Source organism: Novosphingobium sp., from assembly GCF_039595395.1.
Lineage (GTDB): Bacteria > Pseudomonadota > Alphaproteobacteria > Sphingomonadales > Sphingomonadaceae > Novosphingobium.
Genome location: NZ_JBCNLP010000001.1, coordinates 3,457,778 through 3,476,386, shown reverse-complemented (window position 1 = coordinate 3,476,386; position 18,609 = coordinate 3,457,778). Strand labels below are relative to the sequence as shown.

The 18,609-nt window shown below is 65.4% G+C and carries 12 protein-coding genes and 1 riboswitch; of the genes, 4 read left to right on the top strand and 8 right to left on the bottom strand.

What is annotated here, in order from left to right; genetic code table 11:
* Nucleotides 1-388: 388 nt before the first annotated feature.
* Entirely contained in the window at nt 389-988 is a 600-nt protein-coding gene (locus ABDW49_RS15915) for an opacity protein (protein WP_343613002.1), read from the top strand.
* Between the two features lie 58 nt (nt 989-1,046).
* On the opposite strand, the gene ABDW49_RS15910 is transcribed toward ABDW49_RS15915, so the two are convergent.
* Both ABDW49_RS15910 and ABDW49_RS15905 read right to left on the bottom strand, forming a co-directional pair.
* Nucleotides 1,047-1,964 carry a neutral zinc metallopeptidase gene (locus tag ABDW49_RS15910; RefSeq protein WP_343613000.1) on the bottom strand — a complete coding sequence of 306 codons (918 nt, stop codon included), beginning with the start codon at nt 1,962-1,964 and terminating at the stop codon, nt 1,047-1,049.
* A 162-nt stretch (nt 1,965-2,126) separates the two neighbouring features.
* Complete coding sequence (locus tag ABDW49_RS15905) at nt 2,127-3,479, bottom strand: voltage-gated chloride channel family protein (RefSeq protein WP_343612997.1); 1,353 nt, start codon at nt 3,477-3,479, stop codon at nt 2,127-2,129.
* 23 nt (nt 3,480-3,502) lie between these two features.
* Nucleotides 3,503-3,595: riboswitch (Fluoride riboswitch) on the bottom strand.
* 663 nt (nt 3,596-4,258) lie between these two features.
* On the opposite strand from ABDW49_RS15905, the gene ABDW49_RS15900 reads away from it, so the two are divergent.
* Nucleotides 4,259-7,246, top strand: a complete 2,988-nt coding sequence (locus ABDW49_RS15900) for a TonB-dependent receptor (RefSeq protein WP_343612996.1) — start codon at nt 4,259-4,261, stop codon at nt 7,244-7,246.
* A gap of 171 nt (nt 7,247-7,417) precedes the next feature.
* The gene (locus ABDW49_RS15895) at nt 7,418-7,687 is read left to right on the top strand and encodes a hypothetical protein (protein WP_343612994.1); all 270 of its coding nucleotides are present in this window, start codon (nt 7,418-7,420) and stop codon (nt 7,685-7,687) included.
* Nucleotides 7,688-7,788: 101 nt separating this feature from the next.
* Here ABDW49_RS15895 and ABDW49_RS15890 read toward each other — a convergent pair whose 3' ends face one another.
* Together ABDW49_RS15890 and ABDW49_RS15885 are read right to left on the bottom strand one after the other, a co-directional pair.
* Nucleotides 7,789-9,075, bottom strand: coding sequence for a sugar MFS transporter (locus tag ABDW49_RS15890; RefSeq protein ID WP_343614326.1), 1,287 nt, complete (start codon nt 9,073-9,075; stop codon nt 7,789-7,791).
* Between the two features lie 183 nt (nt 9,076-9,258).
* The gene (locus tag ABDW49_RS15885; RefSeq protein WP_343612992.1) at nt 9,259-12,060 is read right to left on the bottom strand and encodes an EAL domain-containing protein; all 2,802 of its coding nucleotides are present in this window, start codon (nt 12,058-12,060) and stop codon (nt 9,259-9,261) included.
* Nucleotides 12,061-12,259: 199 nt separating this feature from the next.
* On the opposite strand from ABDW49_RS15885, the gene ABDW49_RS15880 reads away from it, so the two are divergent.
* A complete protein-coding gene (locus tag ABDW49_RS15880) occupies nt 12,260-13,201 on the top strand; it encodes a glutaminase (RefSeq protein WP_343612990.1) in 942 nt (313 codons plus the stop codon).
* Nucleotides 13,202-13,511: 310 nt separating this feature from the next.
* Here ABDW49_RS15880 and ABDW49_RS15875 read toward each other — a convergent pair whose 3' ends face one another.
* From ABDW49_RS15875 to ABDW49_RS15860, 4 genes are all read right to left on the bottom strand, one after another.
* Nucleotides 13,512-15,056, bottom strand: coding sequence for a SulP family inorganic anion transporter (locus ABDW49_RS15875; protein WP_343612989.1), 1,545 nt, complete (start codon nt 15,054-15,056; stop codon nt 13,512-13,514).
* Complete coding sequence (locus ABDW49_RS15870) at nt 15,053-15,748, bottom strand: carbonic anhydrase (RefSeq protein ID WP_068088415.1); 696 nt, start codon at nt 15,746-15,748, stop codon at nt 15,053-15,055. The genes ABDW49_RS15875 and ABDW49_RS15870 overlap by 4 nt, the downstream gene beginning before the upstream one ends.
* A gap of 289 nt (nt 15,749-16,037) precedes the next feature.
* A complete protein-coding gene (locus ABDW49_RS15865) occupies nt 16,038-16,898 on the bottom strand; it encodes a diacylglycerol kinase family protein (RefSeq protein ID WP_343612985.1) in 861 nt (286 codons plus the stop codon).
* Nucleotides 16,899-17,303: 405 nt separating this feature from the next.
* Nucleotides 17,304-18,608: an ATP-binding protein gene (locus ABDW49_RS15860; RefSeq protein WP_343612984.1), complete on the bottom strand. Its 1,305-nt coding sequence runs from the start codon at nt 18,606-18,608 to the stop codon at nt 17,304-17,306.
* Between the last annotated feature and the right edge of the window lies 1 nt (nt 18,609).

Here is an 18,609-nt window from a genome sequence, read left to right as displayed (position 1 = left end):
GATCTCGGGGCCTGTCGGAAACCCCATGGTCCGGCCTGCCCGCAAGGAGCCTGAAAAGCCCGGCTGGCAGGGGATTTCGGCCTTTTTCATCACCATAGCGCTGTGTGATAAGACTGTAGCGTGAATGTCACAGTTGCCGTCGGCCTGATCTCCTGCCGGAACATGCCCCTGCCGGCGGGTTTCCTCCCATGACGGCCCCGGTGGCCGATCACCCCGGATCAAGGCGGATCCGGTGATTTCGGAAGTGCCCAGGATGTGATGTGAGGACAGGCAGGCCGACCTGCCGAAAAGCCGGTGTGGTGAAGGGACCACCCGCTTTTCAACCTGACAGGACAATTTGGAAATTCAGCAAGATGCCGGGCGATGTCCGGCGTGAAGGAGTTGTGTCATGAAAAAATCCGTTCTTCTGGCCGCAGCCTGCCTCGGCCTGATCCCGGCCACCGCTTTCGCGCAGGACAGCGCCCCTCCGCCGTCCGCCCCCGCCGATGATGGCCCCAAGGCGCCCGATGGCTCCAAGGCTTTCGGCATCGAGCCCTATGTCGGTGTGCTGGGCGGCTATGAAAGCTTCGACCATCGCAGTGAGTTCGGCACCTCGCCCAACCATGGCACGATGAATGGCGCGCTGATCAGCGGCGTGGCGGGTGTGAATGTACCGCTCGGGCCGGTGTTCGTCGGTGTGGAAGGCAATGGCACCAAGGGCTTCAACGACATCAACTGGGAATATGGCGTGAAGGGCCGCGTCGGCGCCCGCGCCGGTGACAGCGGGCTGATCTATGTCGCGGCCGGTTACGAGTGGATCAACCCCCACAGCAACCGCGGTTTTTCCGACCACAGCAGTTGGGTCTATGGCGTCGGTGTCGAGGTCGGCCCCAAGGACATCGGGCTGAAGGGCGCCACGGGCAATGCCGGGCCGCGCCTGCGCCTCCAGATGGACACCTATGACTTCCACAGCCTGCGCCCGATGGCCGGTGTGATCTTCCACTTCTGATCACGGATCAGCGATGATGAAGCGGCCCGGCGGGATGCCCCTCGGGCCGCTTTGTCGTTTACAGCGTGGCGGCCTTGAAGGTGTCGCACTGGCCCGGATCGCCGGTTTCAAGCCCCTTGCGCAACCAGCGCATCCGCTGCTCCGAAGAGCCATGGGTGAAGGCGGCCTCCACCGGCGCCTTGCCCGCCGCTTTCAGCAGCACATCGTCGCCGATCTGATGCGCGGCGTTGAGGCCGCTTTCCATATCGCCCGCCTCCATCCGGTCCTTGTTCTGCGCGGCCCAGACGCCAGCGTAGCAATCGGCCTGCAGCTCCAGCCGCACCGAGAGCGGATTGGCCTGATCGGGATCGGTCCGCTGCAGGCGGCTCACCTTGGTCGAGGTGCCCAGCAACTGCTGCACATGGTGGCCATACTCATGGGCGATGACGTAATCGCGCGCGAACTGCCCGCCCGCGCCCAGCTTCTGTTCCATTTCGCGATAGAAATCGGTGTCGAGATAGATGCCCTGATCCGCCGGGCAATAGAACGGCCCCATCGCGCTCTGCGCCGCGCCGCAGCCCGATGAGCCGCGCTGCGAATAGAACACCAGCCTCGGTTTCTCGAAGCTGTGGTTGCGCGCCGCGAACAGCGTCCGCCATGTCTTGTTGAGCGAGGAGAGCGCGTTGCAGCTTTCCTTGCTGAAGGCGTCGACCGTGCAACTGCTGGCGGCGTCCCTGCCGGTCTCAACCGGGCCGCGCTGCGGGGCGGGGGCATAGGCGCTCTGTCCGCCGCCGCTCACCAGCCCCAGCACGCTGAGCGGATTGATCCCCAGCGCCCAGGCGCCCACCATCAGCAGCGCAATGGTGCCGATCCCCAGACTGCCGCCGCCAAGCTGGAAGCCCTGTCCGGAAAAGCCCCCGAAGCCGCCAAAGCCGCCGCCTTTGCCACGCTGATCCTCGACATCCACGTCGTTAGGGTCGAAATCGTCGAGGCGCATGCGTTTGGGTCCTGTTGCGGTTTGAGGCCTGACCTTGGGAAGAAGAGCAGGGATAGGCAAGTAGGAAGGCTAGAAAGATGCGAGGGGGTTACCCCCTCGCGCTCCCATGACGTCTCTCGACGAAACGGCAGTGTTTCCCGACCGTTCCGTCCTGTCTCTCCGTCAGGTCTTGTTCCGGTGTCTGCGGCCCCGCACATCGCGCAGGGTCGTGCCCTGCGGCACCGGGCGGCCCATGAATTTGGGCAGGGCAATCCGCTGCGACAGATAGATGCCATTATGGCCCGAGCACAGACAGGCCACAAAGCAGGCCACCGCGATCGGCACCATATGCGTCGCGCCGAACAGCTCCAGCCCCATGATCGTGCAGGCCAGCGGCGTGTTGGCCGCGCCCGCGAACACCGCCACAAAACCCAGCCCCGCGAACAGATCCACCGGAGCGCCCAGCGCCGCGCCCAGCGCGCTGCCCAATGCCGCGCCGATAAAGAAGAGCGGCGTCACCTCGCCCCCCTTGAAGCCGCTCGACAGCGTGACCACCGTGAACAGCAGCTTCAGGGCCCAGTCCCATGGCGCGGCGGGCGTGGTGAAGAAACCGACGATGGTCGGCATGGCCGGATCGGGCGACCACACGCCCAGCCCCAGATAGGCCCTTGTGCCCACCGCATAGGTCAGCCCGATCACCGCCAGACCGCCGATGATGCTGCGCAAGGCGGGGTGCGGGATGACCTTCTTCAACCAGCCGCCCAGCGCATGGTTCGCCTCGGCAAAGATCAGCCCGGCCAGCCCGAAGGCCACGCCCGCCAGCCCCGCCTTGCCGATCAGCAGCGGATCGAGCGGGGCCGCGCCATTGGGCCAGGCCATAAAGGGAATGCGATAGGTGGTGTGATGAATGCCCCACAGCCCGCACACCCAGTCGCCCACCAGCGCGGCGATCAGGCAGGGGATCAGCGCGGCCATCTCGATCCGCCCGACCGCCAGCACTTCCAGCGCGAAAAAGGCCCCGGCCAGCGGTGTGCCGAACACCGCGCCGAACCCTGCCGCAATGCCCGCCATCAGCATCAGCCGCAGCCCCTGCGCATTGAGCCGCGCGAGCCGCGCCGCGCCGCTTGCCAGCGCGCCGCCAAGCTGAACCGCTGTGCCCTCGCGCCCCGCCGAGCCGCCGAAAAGATGGGTGACCACCGTGCCCAGCAGGATCAGCGGCGCCATGCGCAATGGCACACCGCCGCCCGGCTCATGGATCTGGTCGATCAGCAGATTGTTGCCCGCCTCCACGCTCTGCCCCAGCCAGCGGTAGAGCAGGCTGATCGCCGCGCCGCCCAGCGGCAGCAGGAACAGCAGCCAGGGGTGGTCGAAACGGGCACGGGTGGCTGTGTCGAGGCTCCACAGGAAGAAGGCGCAGAGCGACCCCACCGCAGCCGCCATGACGAGCAGCACCAGCAGCAGGCGCAGCGCGGCCAGAGCGCGCGGCAGGCTGATTCCGGACAGGGCATGAAAAAGACGGTTGAATGTCGCGCGCATGATTCCTCCTTGTTGCCAGGCGGCGAAAGGTAGGAATCATCAGCCCACCAAACGGGTTTGGTGGGCGGTTCGGCCGGTGCGACCCGGCCCGGCGGAAATCCATCGCCGTAGGGCGAGCCATGCCCGAGATGGCCGGATGGGTCAAGCTTGGCCGGAATGGGCGGGTGAGGGGATGCCGGATGGTGCAAAAAACGCGAGAGCCATTGCGCCGAAATCACGAAAATCCAGTCAATTTCAAAGTTTACATGAAGTTTGTATAACGGGGGCTTGCCGGACTCGCCCCGAATGGACTAGAGGCGCGTCAGCCAGCCGTGCGGTGTCAATCCGTAATTCGTGCAGAGTTGCAATTTTTCACATAACGGCAACAAACGGGCTGCCCCGCTTGCGCGAAAGATCGCTGCGCCTCAAAGGCTTGATGCGGGGGAATCTGAACAATTCGGCATGAAATTTCAAAAATGCGCAGTTAATTGTTCAATTTTGCGACACTTTGTTTCGCGAATGTGAAATAAGGCAAGCCGAGCTTCTGTGGCGCCCATGTTGCCCTGTGTGTCAAGGCTGCAACATTGGGCCGTCAATGAACTGACAAGCGTGTAAGCGGCTGGCGTATCTCATTATAAATACGCCATGAAGCTGTCACTGACCTGAACGGACTCGGACGTCGAAACGGCATGCTGGGCACATGCGTGTGTCGACGTCATTCAACGTTTTCGGGAGGGTAAACAGGGGGCGGGAAGAGACTTGGGACTCTAACCACTCATGAGGTGACAATGACTACGCGCATGAACAATGCATTGAAGACCGGCGTTGCGACGCTGGTTATGGGTACGGCCTTGATGGCCACGGCAGCATTCGCACAGGATGCCGCCAAGCAGGACGCCGCCAAGCCGGCTGAAGACACCGGTCCCGTCATCGTGGTGACCGGCTCGATCACGAAGAATCCTGCCGCCGCCACGGCGTCGCCGCTGGTGGTTCTGACGAGCGAAGCCCTGACTTCGCGCGGCATCAACACCGTTTCGGGCGCTCTGCAGAGCATCGCCGCCAACAACGCCGGCACTCTGCCGAGCAGCTGGTCGTCCTTCGGCTTTGCCACCGGCGCCAGCGCTCCGTCGCTGCGCGGTCTGAACGATGGCTACACGCTGACGACCTTCGACGGTCTGCGCAGTGCGGTCTATCCGCTGGCTGACGACGGCGTGCGCAACTTCGTCGACCTCAACACGATCCCTGAATCGATCGTCGAGCGCGTTGACATCCTTCAGGACGGCGCGTCCTCGACCTATGGCGCTGACGCCGTGGCCGGTGTGGTCAACGTCATCGTCAAGAAGGAAATCGTCGGTTTCCACGCGAATGCCTCGGGCGGCATCTCGCAGCGCGGTTACGGCAGCGAAGGCCGCTTCGACGCGACCTGGGGCAAGGGTCGCCTGGCCGAGGACGGCTACAACTTCTACATCAACGGCGAATACCAGCATAACGCCGCTGTGATGCAGAACCAGCGCGGCGGCATCTGGGGCACGGCCAACCAGTCGAGCATCTGCGACGGCCTGGGCAACTGCCTGGCCAACGGCATCCGCAACGGCATCCAGGGCAACGGCACCTATTCGGGCTTCCAGTCGACCACCGTCGGCTATGCGCGCCCTTATGATCTGGCCGCTGGTGCGGGTACTGGCCCCTATTCGCAGATCACGCCTTCGGCTGGCTGCCAGGGCCTGACCTCCTACACGCTGACCCCCTCGCAGCGCACGGCCACCGCGCCTGCCACGGTCTGCCAGCAGGATCGCACCGCGCAGTACGCCATGTACTCGCCCGAGATCACGCGTATCGGCGGCAATGCCCGTCTGACCTTCAATGTGAATGATCACATGCAGGTCTATGGCATGTTCAACTTCGCCGAGACCAAGACCTTCAGCCAGGGCAACCCCCGCAGCTTCGCCGACGTGACGCCCAACGGCACCACCGACCTGTCGACGCTGCTGCTGCCGATCTACACCTGCGCTTCGGGCGTGGGCAATGCCAACCCGGCGGCCACGGGCTGCAATGCCAGCAACGGCGTTCTGAACAAGAACAACCCCTATGCCGCCAACGGTCAGTATGCCCAGCTTTCGGGCCTGTATGACCGTCCGATCCAGACCTACACCGATGCCAAGACCTACCGCTTCTCGGGCGGCGTCAGCGGCGACTTCGGCAAGGGCTGGAACTACAACATCGAAGGCACCACCTCCTGGGTCAACCTGGACGTGTCGCAGAACAACTACATCAACGCCCAGCACCTGCTGGACCTGATCGCGACCGGTGGCTACAACTTCGGTGACCAGAGCACCAACAGCCAGGCCGCGCGCGACTATCTGGCGCCTTCGGTCCACACGGTTGACCGTTCGAAGCTGACCCAGATCCAGGGCACCCTGAGCCGCGACTTCTTCAAGCTGCCCGGTGGTGATCTGAACATCGCGGTCGGCGCTGCCTATCGCTTCGAGAGCATCAACCAGCCCAGCTCGAACCCCGTCGACGCCTTCTATGGCATCAACGCGGTCAGCACCGCCGGTTCGCGCCGCGTCTATTCGGGCTTCTACGAAGTCTCGGCTCCGGTGCTGTCGATCCTGAAGCTGAAGGCCGATGGTCGCTATGACAGCTATTCGAGCGGTCAGAGCAACTTCTCGCCCAAGTTCGAAGCGCAGTTCCAGCCGATCAAGGAACTGAAGTTCCGCGGTACCTTCTCGAAGGGCTTCCGCATCCCCAGCTTCAACCAGTCGTTCGGTCTGCCCACCACGGGCTACTCGACGATCAACTTCAAGTGCACCGATCCGACCTACACGGCCTTCTGCGCGGCTCACGCCAGCAACCCGGCCTACTACAACTCGGACGGCAGCGGCGGCGGCAGCTACTCGCTGGGCGTCACCTCGGTCGGCAACCCCAACCTGAAGCCCGAGAAGTCGACCTCCTTCACGGTGGGCACCGTCTTCACGCCTGATCGTCACCTGACCTTCACCGCCGACTTCTGGCACACGAAGATCACGGACATCATCGTCTCGGTGACCAACACCGATCCGGCGCTGCAGCAGTACTTCGCCAACAATGGTGTGGTGAACATTCCGGGTCTGACCGCGACGCAGTCGGGTGCCGACTCTGACAACCCGACCGCGCTGGCTCTGCCCCGCACGGTTGTCGCGTCCTACACCAATGCCAACTCGGAAGTGGCTTCGGGCGTCGATATCTCGGGCACCGCGCGTTACGAGCTGGGCCATGGTGTGCGCTTCACCAGCCAGTTCAACGGTTCGTGGCTGACCAAGCTGGCGCTGACCGACTCCGATGGTGTCGTTTACCGCTACGATGGTTCGCTGGGTCCCTGCGAAACGACCTCGTGCTCGGGTGCGCCGCACTTCCGTGCCACTTGGGCGAACACCTTCGAGTTCGGTCCGGAGCGCAAGTATGGCGTGACGCTGACGGGTAACTACACCAGCGGTTACTCCGAAGTCGCGACCGACGACGGTGGCACCTATGGCGACTGCGTCGGCAGCATTGGCGGCGACGTGAAGGGTTACACCTCGACCTCGCCGGTGATCTGCAACACCCACCCGACCTTCACGATCGACCTGCATGCCCAGGCCCGCGTCAACAAGAACTTCCTCATCTACACCGATGTGAAGAACCTGCTCGACTCCGGCCCGGTCTACGATCCGGCGGCTGGCTATGGCCTGTATCAGTTCAACCCTGCGTGGGGCGACTCGAACTTCATCGGTCGTTACTTCCGCATTGGTGCGAAGCTGGACTTCTAAGCCTTCGCCTGAAAAGGCCTGAGCTTTTGAAACAGGAGAGGGGCGGTCCGATGGGCCGCCCCTCTTTTTATGCGCCGTGCGGGGCGGGTGAGAGGGCTGGTGCCGCGCTGAACATGCGCTGTCGCGCATGTTCCCAACGAGCGCTAAGCAAAGGCGCCATGCAAGACGCTTATGCCAGCCGCATCTGGTCGACGATGCCCCCCGGACCTCAAACGCCTGTCGCGCCCGCCGGTGCGCTTTCCGGGCCTCACCCTGTTTCATGAGCGGGTGCCGGATGCCGTCGCTCTGGCCTTTCTGATGGGGCACTCTTGGCATGCCAAGGATGAGGTCTGGCGGTGGGATGGCCATCTGAAGCCCAACAGCTTCACCACGCTGCGCGACAGCCATCTGCCCATGGCGGGCCGCATTGCCGCGATGGTGAGGGGCGGCGCGCTGTCCTGACCCACAGGCGGAGGGCACGCACAAAAAAGCCCCCGGCGTGACCGGGGGCTTGTCTCGAACCCTATGCCGCGCCCGCCGGAGCAGGCGCGCGGGAAGGGAGGTCAGCCCGCCACGCGGCTCCGGCTGGCAAAGACGCCGAAACCGGCGATGATGGCATAGCACACGGCGGGCAGCGCCAGCGCCAGCGCCACGCTGTGGGTGGCATCGGCCAACTGGCCGGTCAGCGGCGGGATGATCGCGCCGCCCACGATGGCGACGTTGATGATGCCCGAACCGTCGGCCGCCGCTTCACCCAGGCCTTCGCAGGCGAGGCTGAAGATGGTGGGGAACATGATCGAGTTCATCAGGCCGATCAGCAGCAGGCTCCAGGCGGCGACGGGGCCGCTGGTGTTGGCCGAGATGGCGATCAGCAGGATCGAGCCCACCGCATTGCAGGCCAGCACCTTGGCGGGGCTCAGCATGCGCAGCAGGGCGGAACCGGCAAAACGGCCGACCAGCGCGCCGCCCCAGTAATAGGGGATGTAGGTGGCCGCCGCCGCCGCCGTCACGCCCAGCACCGTGGGGAGCTGGAAGTAGTTGACGATCAGTGAGCCGACCGAGACTTCCGCGCCGACATAGAGGAAGATGCAGGCCGCGCCGAAAGCAAAACGCGGCTGGCGGAGCAGCGCCAGACCGTCAACGAAGCTGGTGTGGGCGTGATGCTCGTTCTTGAGCGCATTGCGGTTGCCCCAGACCACGAGTGCCACCACCGTCAGAGCCACGGCCAGGCCGATGTAGGTGTGCACCACGGTCTGCGTCTCGGCGACGCGATAGAGGTCGAGCGCCGGGCCGGTCAGATCCTCGGCCTTCACCTTGGCGAGCTGACCCAGGATCAGCGCGCCGCCCACCAGCGGGAACAGTACCGTGCCCAGCGAGTTGAAGGCCTGCGCGAAGGTCAGGCGGGCCGAGGCCGTCTTGGCCGGACCCAGCAGCGAGATCAGCGGGTTGGTGACGATCTGTACCATCACCACGCCGCTCGCCAGCACGAAGAGCGCGAAAAGGAACAGCGCGTAAGTGGCATGCTGCGAGGCGGGGATGAACAGCAGGCAGCCCGCCGTCATCGCCAGCAGGCCGACCACCGCGCCGCGCATATAGCCGATGCGCTTGACCAGCGCCGCGCCGGGCAGGCCGATGATGGCATAGGCGGCGAAGAAGGCCGTCTGCACCAGCATCGCCTGGGTGTAGTTGAGGGTGAAGAGTTCCTTCAGCTTGGGGATGATCACATCGTTCAGGCTGGTGATGCCGCCGAAGATGAAGAACAGACCCATCACGAAGGGGCGCAACTGGGGAGCGTTGACGTTGCCCTCGTCAGTGGCCGCCGGACCGGTGCTGGATGAGGCATTGGGCATCAAGGCCACAGATTTCACTCCTCTCTGCCCGGTCGGCACGGGGCCGTCCGGGGATCATGCTGCCGCCATGGTCTTGTCCATGGTCGGTTAAGCCGATGCCATCGCCGGTTTGCCGGAGGATGGCCAGAGTCTTTCTGTCAAAATCAGCCTTTTCCCGGAAGGAATAGGTCTGCGTTAGCGCAATCAGGCCGCCACGCCCGCCTGCGCCGCGCCGCCGGGCGCTTCGGTGCTGTTGGCGGCCACCGGCGGCGGGCTGCGCACAGCCCCGCCCAGCGGCTGGGGATAGCCGAAGAGATAGCCCTGGCCCTCGTCGCAGCCTTCGCGGCGCAGCAGGTCGAGCTGGTCCTCGGTTTCCACGCCCTCGGCCAGCACGGGGATCTCCAGGCTGCGGCCCAGTGCCAGCACGGTGCGCATGATCGCGGCGGATTGCGGGCTGGTGGCGGCGCTTTTGAGGAAGCTCTTGTCGATCTTGATCTTGTCGAAGGGGAAGGAATGCAGCGTGTCGAGCGAGGAATAGCCCGTGCCGAAATCGTCCATGGCAATCGCGATGCCCAGCGCCTTGATCTGGCGCAGCACATGCAAGGCGCGGCTCTTGTCGGCGAAGATCGCGCTTTCGGTGATCTCCAGCTCGAGGCGGCTGGCGGGCAGGCCGGTGTCGATCAGGATCTGGGCGATGCGCTGCGCCAGATCGGGCTGCTGCAACTGCACCGGCGAGACATTGACCGCCACCTTGATGTTGCCCGCCCACAGCGCGGCATCGCGCGCGGCGCGGCGCAGCACCCATTCGCCGATGGCGAAGATGGCGCCGGTTTCCTCGGCCACGGGAATGAAATCGAGCGGGGCGATCATGCCGCGCAGCGGATGGCGCCAGCGCACCAGCGCCTCATAGCCGGTCAGCGCGCCGGTACGCACCGAATGCTGGGGCTGGTAGAACAGGCACAGTTCCTCATGCGCCAGCGCATTGTGCAGGTCGCCCGCGATGCGGCGGCGGGTGCGGGCATGCTCGTCCATGCCCTGCTCGTAATAGCAGATCGGCTCGCCGCGCGTCGATTTGGCGCGGTTCATCGCCAGATCGGCATTGTTGAGCAGCGCCTCGCGGTTGTGCCCGTCCTGCGGGAAGATGGCGACGCCGAAGCTGGCGCGCATCGGCATGTCTCCGGTGTCGGCGCCGCGGCGGAAACAGGCGGACAGGCGCTCGACGAAATCGGCCAGCTCGCTCTGGCTGGTGTAGAGGCGGGCGGCGGCGAACTCGTCGCCACCCAGCCGCGCCACCATCTCGCCCTCGCGGCAGGCCCCGGCCAGACGGCGGCCCACCTCGGCCAGAGCGCGGTCGCCGGCGGCATGGCCGAGCCGGTCGTTGATTTCCTTGAAGCGGTCGAGATCGAGCGCGACCACCGCGAAACGCTGGTTGTGGCGGGTGGCCAGCAGCATCTCGCGCGCGCACCATTCGTTGAAATGGGCACGGTTGGCCAAGCCCGTCAGCGGATCATGCGCGGCCAGATGGGCCATGCGCGCCTCGTTGCGGCGGCGCTCGGTCACATCCTCGAAGGTGGCGACATGGCCGCCATCCTCCAGCGCGCGGCTGGTGATGCCGACGTGGAAATCCTCATGGCACTCCACCAGCACACGCTGGCCGTCGGCGGTGTGCAGCGCCTGCTCCAGCAGGGCGCGGATGGCGACGCGGTCGGTGACGTTCTGCCCTTCCATCATCTGCCCGATCACCAGGCCGCAGTCGCTGCCCGGCAGCAGCATGCCCGGCGCGATGCCCCACATGGCGCAGAGCCGCGAATTGGCCAGCACCAGCCGGTGCTTGCGGTCGAACAGCGCCAGACCCTGATGCATGTTGTCGAGCGCGGTGTTGAGCTGGGCGCGGATCGCCGCCAGCCCGTCCTGCTCTTCCTTCAGGCGGGTCATGTCGCGGGTGATCTTGGCGAAGCCCAGCGGTGTCACACCATCCTTGTCGACGATATGCTCGATGGTGACATGGGCCCAGAAGCGGCTGCCATCCTTGCGGCAGCGCCAGCCCTCGGTGACATATTTGCCCTGCCGCGCGGCGATGGCCAGCGCGCGTTCGGGCAGGCCCGCCGCGCGGTCCTCGGGCGTGTAGAAGCGGGAGAGGGGCATGCCGATCGCCTCGGCGCCGCTGTAGCCCTTCAGCCGCTGCGCGCCGGGGTTCCAATAGGCGATGCGCCCCTCATTGGTCAGCATGTAGAGCGCGCAATCCGAAATGCCGCCGACCAGAATCGAGAGCGCGCGCGCATCGTTGTGGATCGCGGCACGCGCGCGGCGGCTGAGCATCAGCGCGACCATGCCCGCCAGCAGCATCAGCCAGGTGGCAAAGCCGACCATGGCGGCGATCGCCTCGGGCTTGAGCGTCAGCCCGGCAGTCTGCGCGATGCGCTGCGGGATCAGCGTGAAGGCGGCCATGCCGGTGAAATGCAGGCTGTCCACCGACAGGCTGAGCAGCAGGAAGGCGGGCCACAGCTTGCGGCGGCCGAGCGCCAGACGCAGCGCGGGATAGAGCGGCAGCACCGCCAGCAGCACCGACACCGCCACCATCACGGGGTTCCAGACCATCCGCGCGGGCAGATCCAGCGCGGCGGTGCCGATGTAATGCATCGCGGCAATGCTGCCGCCGATGACCACGCACGCCGCCGCATGGCCCAGCGGGCGGCGGCGAGAACGGGCGATCGCCATGCCCGCCGTCACGCCCAGCACCGCCACCAGCAGCGAGGCCAGCGTCAGCCCCGGCAGATAGGCCATCTGCAAGCCGGGCGTATAACCCAGCATGGCGACGAAATGCGTGGCCCACACGCCAAAGCCGGTCGAGGCCCCCGCCGCAATCGCCCAGCCGTTGCTGCCCTGCTGTCTTGCATGGCGCAGCAGCATCATGCCGCTGATCGCGGTCAACAGGCAGATCGTGGCCGCAAGAAGGACCAGCCAGGGCTCATGCTGGTCGACAAGGCAGAAATAGACAGACGACATTACGCTTCCCGAGGGGGCGAATCACCGCGAATTACGGTTGGCCCGGTAGGGAACCCTGCCCGCAGGAAGGTTAACAATTGGGAAAGTATGTTGCCCGAATGCGACGAACAACATCTTGAAGAAATGGACGGAAAGCTCTCTTGATCCGCGCGGTTACAGGCGGCACACCACAGCCGGAAAACCCCGGAAAGTGCCAGTTATGACCGTTCTTCAGCCGCTGATCGATGCCATCGTCTCCGACATGCGGGCCATGGAGGACAAGGGGAAGGTGGCCGATTATATTCCGCCGCTCGCCCGTATTTCTCCGGAGAAGTTCGGATTGGCGGTGGTGACCGCCGAGGGGCAAATCTTGACCGGCGGCGACGCCGAGGAGCCCTTTTCGATCCAGAGCATCTCCAAGGTCTTCACCCTGACTCTGGCGCTGGGCACGGCGGGCGACCAGCTCTGGCGCCGGGTGGGGCGTGAACCCTCGGGCAGCGCCTTCAACTCGATCGTCCAGTTGGAGAATGAGAAAGGCGTGCCCCGCAACCCCTTCATCAACGCCGGAGCCATCGTCGTCTCCGACATGATCCTGGCCCGCCACGAACCGCGCGAGGCGATCGGGCAGGTCATGCGGCTGGTGCGCGATCTGGCCGGTGACGACACCATCGCCATCGACGAGCATATCGCCCGCGCCGAGCTGGAGACGGGCTTTCGCAATCAGGCGCTGGCCAATTACACCAAGGCCTTCGGCAATCTGCACAATGATGTCGACCGCGTGCTGGGGGTCTATTCGCACTGCTGCTCCATCGCGATGAGTTGCCGCCAACTGGCGCTGGCCGGGCGCTATCTGATGCTGGGCGGGCGCAATCCGGAAACCGGGCGGCAGGTGCTGTCGGCGCATCGCACGCGGCGCATCAATGCGCTGATGATGACCTGCGGGCATTACGACAATTCGGGCGAGTTCGCGTTCCGCGTCGGCCTGCCGGGGAAGTCCGGCGTTGGCGGCGGGATTCTGGTGGTGGCGCCGGGGGTGGCCTCGATCGCTGTGTGGGCGCCGGGGTTGAATGCTCAGGGGAACTCTTTGCTGGGGTCGATTGCGCTTGAGCGGTTGGCTGCGGGGGCCGGGTGGTCGGTTTTTGAAGGGGGTTTCAAGGGATGAAAGCAGGGGGCCATCGCCCCCTGCACCCCCGTTACGTCTCCCGACGATATCTTGTGCGGGGTTGCGGCGAAGCGCCCAACCTCTCTGTCCCGCAGGGAATAATTGCCTCCGGCGGTGGGACGTTGGCGCATGGTTTCCACCTGCGCTGCCCATGCGTCGGAAGACGTTCCGGGGGTGCAGGGGGTGTAACACCCCCTGCTTATTCCCTTCCTGAATCAAAAAAGGCCGCCCCCGACTGGAAGGGGACGGCCTCGAGTTGCGAGACGGTCTGGACGCAGGTCGCAGACCGTGCCGGGTTCAGCTCTGGAATTTATGCATGGGCGAAGGTCCGCACCATCTCCTCACGCCCGCTGACCGATGCGGCCAGCCCCGCGCGGCGGCGGCGGCCCAGCCATTCGCCGAGCATTTCGGCGCTGGTGTGGTCGAGCCCGGCGAGGGAATCGAGGTCGAGGTGGACGGGCTTGTCGGCGGGCACCTCTTCCAGCGCGCGGGTCAGGCGCGGCAGGGTGAGGAAGGTGGCCGCGCCCGAGAGGCGGACGAGGCGGGCCTCACCGTGCGCGCCTTGCTCGATGCCCAGCTTGAGGCGCGAGATATGCGGCACCACCTCGATCAACGAGAGGCCAAGGCCCACCAGCACGCCGGTCAGCAGGTCGGTGGTGACCACCAGCGCGAAGGTGGCGGCCCAGATGCCAGCGGGGATGGGGCCGTAGTTCTCGAAGAGGTGGCGCACATGCTTGAGGCTGATCAGGCGCCAGCCGGTGACCACGAGGATGCCGCCCAGCGCTGCCATGGGCACCTCGCGCAGCACCCAGGGGAGCAGCGCGACAAGGGCGAGAATCCACACGCCGTGGAGGATCGCCGAGGCGCGGGTCTGCGCTCCGGCCTGCACGTTGGCGGAGGAACGCACGATCACGCCGGTCATCGGCAGGGCGCCGACCAGACCGCAGAGGAGGTTGCCCACGCCTTGTGCGCGCAGCTCCTTGTTGTAATCGGTGCGCACGCCGTCATGCATGCGGTCCACCGCAGCCGCCGACAGCAGCGTTTCGGCGCTGGCGATGAAGGCGATGGCGATGGCGGCGGTGGCGATCGCGGGGTTGGCCAGGATCGGACCGAAGAAGTCCGTGCCGGGCATGGCAAAGGCCGCCGAGATCGATTCCGGAACGCTGATGCGCGCGACCTGCAGACCCAGCGAGGCGGCGACCGCCGTGGCGGCAACCACGCCCAGCAGCGCGCCGGGCACCAGCTTCAGCGAGGCGGGGCGGAATTTCTCCCAGGCCAGCATCACGCCGATGGTCAGCAGGCCGAGGCCCAGCGCGATCTCGGTGGAATGCGCGTCGGCGAAGTTCAGGCCCAGCACGCGGCCCGGCATGGCCGAGAGGTTGGCAAGGCCGTTCGACATCGGCTTGGCGTCGAAGAGGATGTGGAACTGGCCCGCCACGATCAGCGCGCCGATGCCCGCCAGCATGCCATGCACCACGGCAGGCGAGACCGCGCGGAACAGCCCGCCCAGACGCGCCACACCGGCCACGAACTGGATCAGCCCGGCGATGACCAGCATCGGCCCCAGCGCCGAAAGCCCATGATCGCGCACGAATTCGAAGATGATGACGGCCAGACCGGCCGCAGGCCCGCTGACCTGAAGCGGCGAACCGGCCAGAAAGCCGACGACGATGCCGCCGATGATGCCGGTGACGAGGCCCTTTTCGGGCGGCACGCCAGAGGCGATGGCGATGCCCATGCACAGCGGCATGGCCACCAGGAACACCACGATGGATGCGGTGAGGTCACGCACCGAAAGGCCCGGCACTTTCGTACCGGGCTTCGTTGATGCGGAGGGAGCGGAAGGCCCGCTCATTCAGCGGCTTCCGCCAATTGGGCGTCGGTCGCGATGCGGCGGGCGGCATGCAGAGCCACCGGCAGCGGCTGATCCTCGCGCAGGGGGACGAACTGGCCGGTGTCGCCGTCCAGACCCAAGACCTGACCGGCATGGATGTCCACGAACCAGCCATGGAGGGCCATCTCGCCCTTGGCGATGGCCGAGGCCACCGAGGGATGGGTACGCAGATGGGCGATCTGGGCGATGATGTTCTCAAGGCTGACGGCGCGCACGCGGGCCTTGTCATGCAGATGCGGCGAGGTGTTGCTGACGATATGCTCCGCCGCCGCGCCGTGGCGCAGCCAGGCGGCGACATTGGGCATCGCCTCCAGACCGACGGGGTTGGAGAGCGCCTTCATCGCGCCGCAGTCCGAGTGGCCGCAGACGATGATGTCACGCACGCCCAGCGCCACCACGGCATATTCCACCGTGGAGGACACGCCGCCATTCATGGTGGAATAGGGGGGCACGATGTTGCCCGCGTTGCGGCAGACGAACAGATCGCCGGGCTGGGCCTGCAGGATCTGCTCGGGCACGATGCGCGAGTCCGCGCAGGAGATCATCAGCGCCTTGGGCTCCTGCCCTTCGCTGGTGAGTTTGGCGAACAGCTCTCCACTGGCGGGGAAAGTGGTCTTTTCGAAGCTGAACACGCGGCCGATGAGGTCGTTCATTTTATCACCTCTTGTCAGATATGGGGCGGCCCGAATGAGAGGGGAAATGGGGTACTCCCACCCGAGCCTTGGAGGTGAATTTAGGCAGCGTGTTTTGCCCGCGATCCGCTGATGTGTAAGGAAGTGTTGCTGCGGTGCGGAATGATGTTATGATTTTGAAAAATAAAGGAAGTTAAAGGGAAAGTGCGAGAGTTAATACCCTCGCGCTCCCATTAGTTGTCGGCGTGGGTGCCTGGTTTTCAGCGTTTGTTGCGTGTTCGTCGGGCAGAAGAATCCTGTCCGCGGCGCTTCAGCAGATATGGACCGGAGTCTCGTGAATCGAGACATCGATGGGGCAGGACGCGACCACATCGCCATCCGCCTGCAAGGGCAGCGGGCCGTCCGATTGCAGCGAGAGCTGCGTGCAGGAAAAAGCGATCACGTTCTTGTCGCGAACCACATCGGCGCCCCCCAGCAGGCGCCAATAAAAGCGGAGGAATTCCCAGCGCCCAGCCTGCCGCAGCGCGACAACATGCAATTGGCCATCATCGCCCTTGGCCTGAGGCGCGAAGCTCCACGGGCCGGCATAGTATCGCCCCTTGGCAATATAGACCGCTTCACAATCCCATGAACGGCCATTCGCGCGCAGCGAGATCCGGTGCCTTGGCCATTTGTGCAACAGGCGCGCAACGGCGGCCACATAGGCAAAGCGACCGATCTGCTGCTTGAGCACGGATGATGCGACAGAGGCCACCGCCAGACTGTCCGGCCCGACGCTGGCGCAGGCGAAAAACAGATTGTCGCCCGCCTTGACCGGGCTGTGCCGACGGGTGGTGCCATGGACCAGCGCTTGCGCCAGACGCGCGGGGCGCCGGCCAAGCTTGCCTTCCCGTGCCAGAAGATTGACCGTTCCGGCCGGGTAGATGGCGACCGGAAGCTCCCGGTTGGCGCGCACCACGGCTTCGGCGACATGGCGCACCGTGCCATCGCCCCCGGCGATGCAGATATGGGTTGCGGCAGGATCGATGACGGGCGGCGTATCGACGCTTGGCGTGAGATGGACGCGCGCGCCTGTATCGCGAAAGGCCTGCTGGAGGCGGTTGATGGTCGCGTCGCTGTAGCTTCCGGCCTGCGGATTGTAGAAAAGCTGGACGGTTTTATGGGTGCTCATGACCTGATCCATCGGATCCCGGTGACAATCCGCAATCCGTCCTCGAATGGGCTCGCCAGCCTGGCCAACACCTGGGCCTCACCATTCCGGGTGACGTCGAGAGGGCGTGTCCGCAGCCAAAAGGCGGTTAAAAAGGCGACATCCATCTCCTGATCCCCTCACAGGGGGTTGGGGCGGCATTTATCGCGGACGTGCCTGCCTCGCAAGAGAGAAGGCGGAGGGCCTGCCTTCTATCCGCGCAGGTGTGGCTTCCAAGCCATTGTGGCCATTTCCCTTCCGCGAAGCGGCTGACAAAATGGCTACATTGCGCCCAACACCTGACGCCGAACCCCATAGCACAAGGCCGACACGAAAGGGATTGCAAAGGGCAATGGCCCTTTGCCCGCCGGAGGCCACTTTCACCCCCTAACAAGCTCCGCCTGCCAAAGTCACCGTCGCGACCAAACCGCCACCCTCGCGGTTGGCCAGCGCCACGCTCGCGCCTTCACCGTTCAGCGATTTCTCGACGATGGCCAGACCCAGACCCATCCCCGGCGTATCGCGCGAGCGGGCATGATCCAACCGCACGAAGGGCTGGATCACATGGGCGAGTTCTTCTTCCGGAATGCCCGGCCCGCGGTCGGCGATGACCACCGTCACGCGGTTGTTCACCACGGAGAGCGAGACCTCGGCATTGCCGCCGTAATGCAGGGCGTTGCTCACCAGATTGGACAGGGCCCGGCGCAAAGGCACCGCGCGGCCCATCACCACCATCGTGTCCGGCCCGGAGTAGCTGGCATCGCTGCCCTGATCCTGCGCATTGTCCACCAGAGTCTGCACCATGGCGGCGATATCGATGCGGCGCGGCGGCTCGGCGCTGCGCGGTTCCACGAAGGTCTGGAGCGAGGAGAGCAGGTCGCGCATCTCGCCGATGTCGCCCTGCATCGCCTCGCGCGCGGCGGGGTCGAGCGGGGCCTCGTCGAGGCGCAGGTGCAGGCGCGCCAGCGGGGTGCGCAGATCGTGGCCGATCGCCAGCATGGTCTGGGTGCCGGTGGCCAGCAGGCTGTCGATGCGGCTCTGCATGGCGTTGAAGGCGTGGATGAGGTTGCGCACCTCGGCGGGCCCGGCAGGCTCCAGCGCGGAGGATTGCGAGGTGCCGACGCGGCGGGTGGCCAGCACCAGACGGCGCAGCGGATGCAGGATCGCCTGCATCATCACCAGCGCGAGGCCCACCAGCACCAGCGAGGGCAGCACCAGCGAGATCAGCCGCCCGGCCTTGAGCGGCCATGCCCGCCTGCTGTGGTTGTGAAAGCTGACCAGCGATCCGTCGCTCAGCGTCAGCGAGCCGCCGATATCCTCGGAAAAGGTGGAAAGGTGCAGTTGCAGATTGCGATGCGCCAAAGAGGGCTGGGCGGAGAGGATCTGCCCCTGCAGCGCCGCCAGAGTCAGCGCCGCCAGCGGGCGTTCACGCGCCGGGGACCAACTGATCTTGAGGGTTTCGGTGCTCAGTTCCCCGGCGACGCGGGGGCGCGAGATCAGCGGCTCGGTCTCCAGCACCTGATCGGCCACCACCAGCCTTTCGGCAAGGCGGGCGGCATCCTCCTGATGCAGGGCGAAGTCGCTGGCTTTCTCGAAAATCAGCGCGTTGGCGGTGAAATCCACCATCATCACCAGCACCAGGAGCGCCAGAAGACGCCCGAACAGGCCGATATGGCCCGCCCATTGGCGCAAG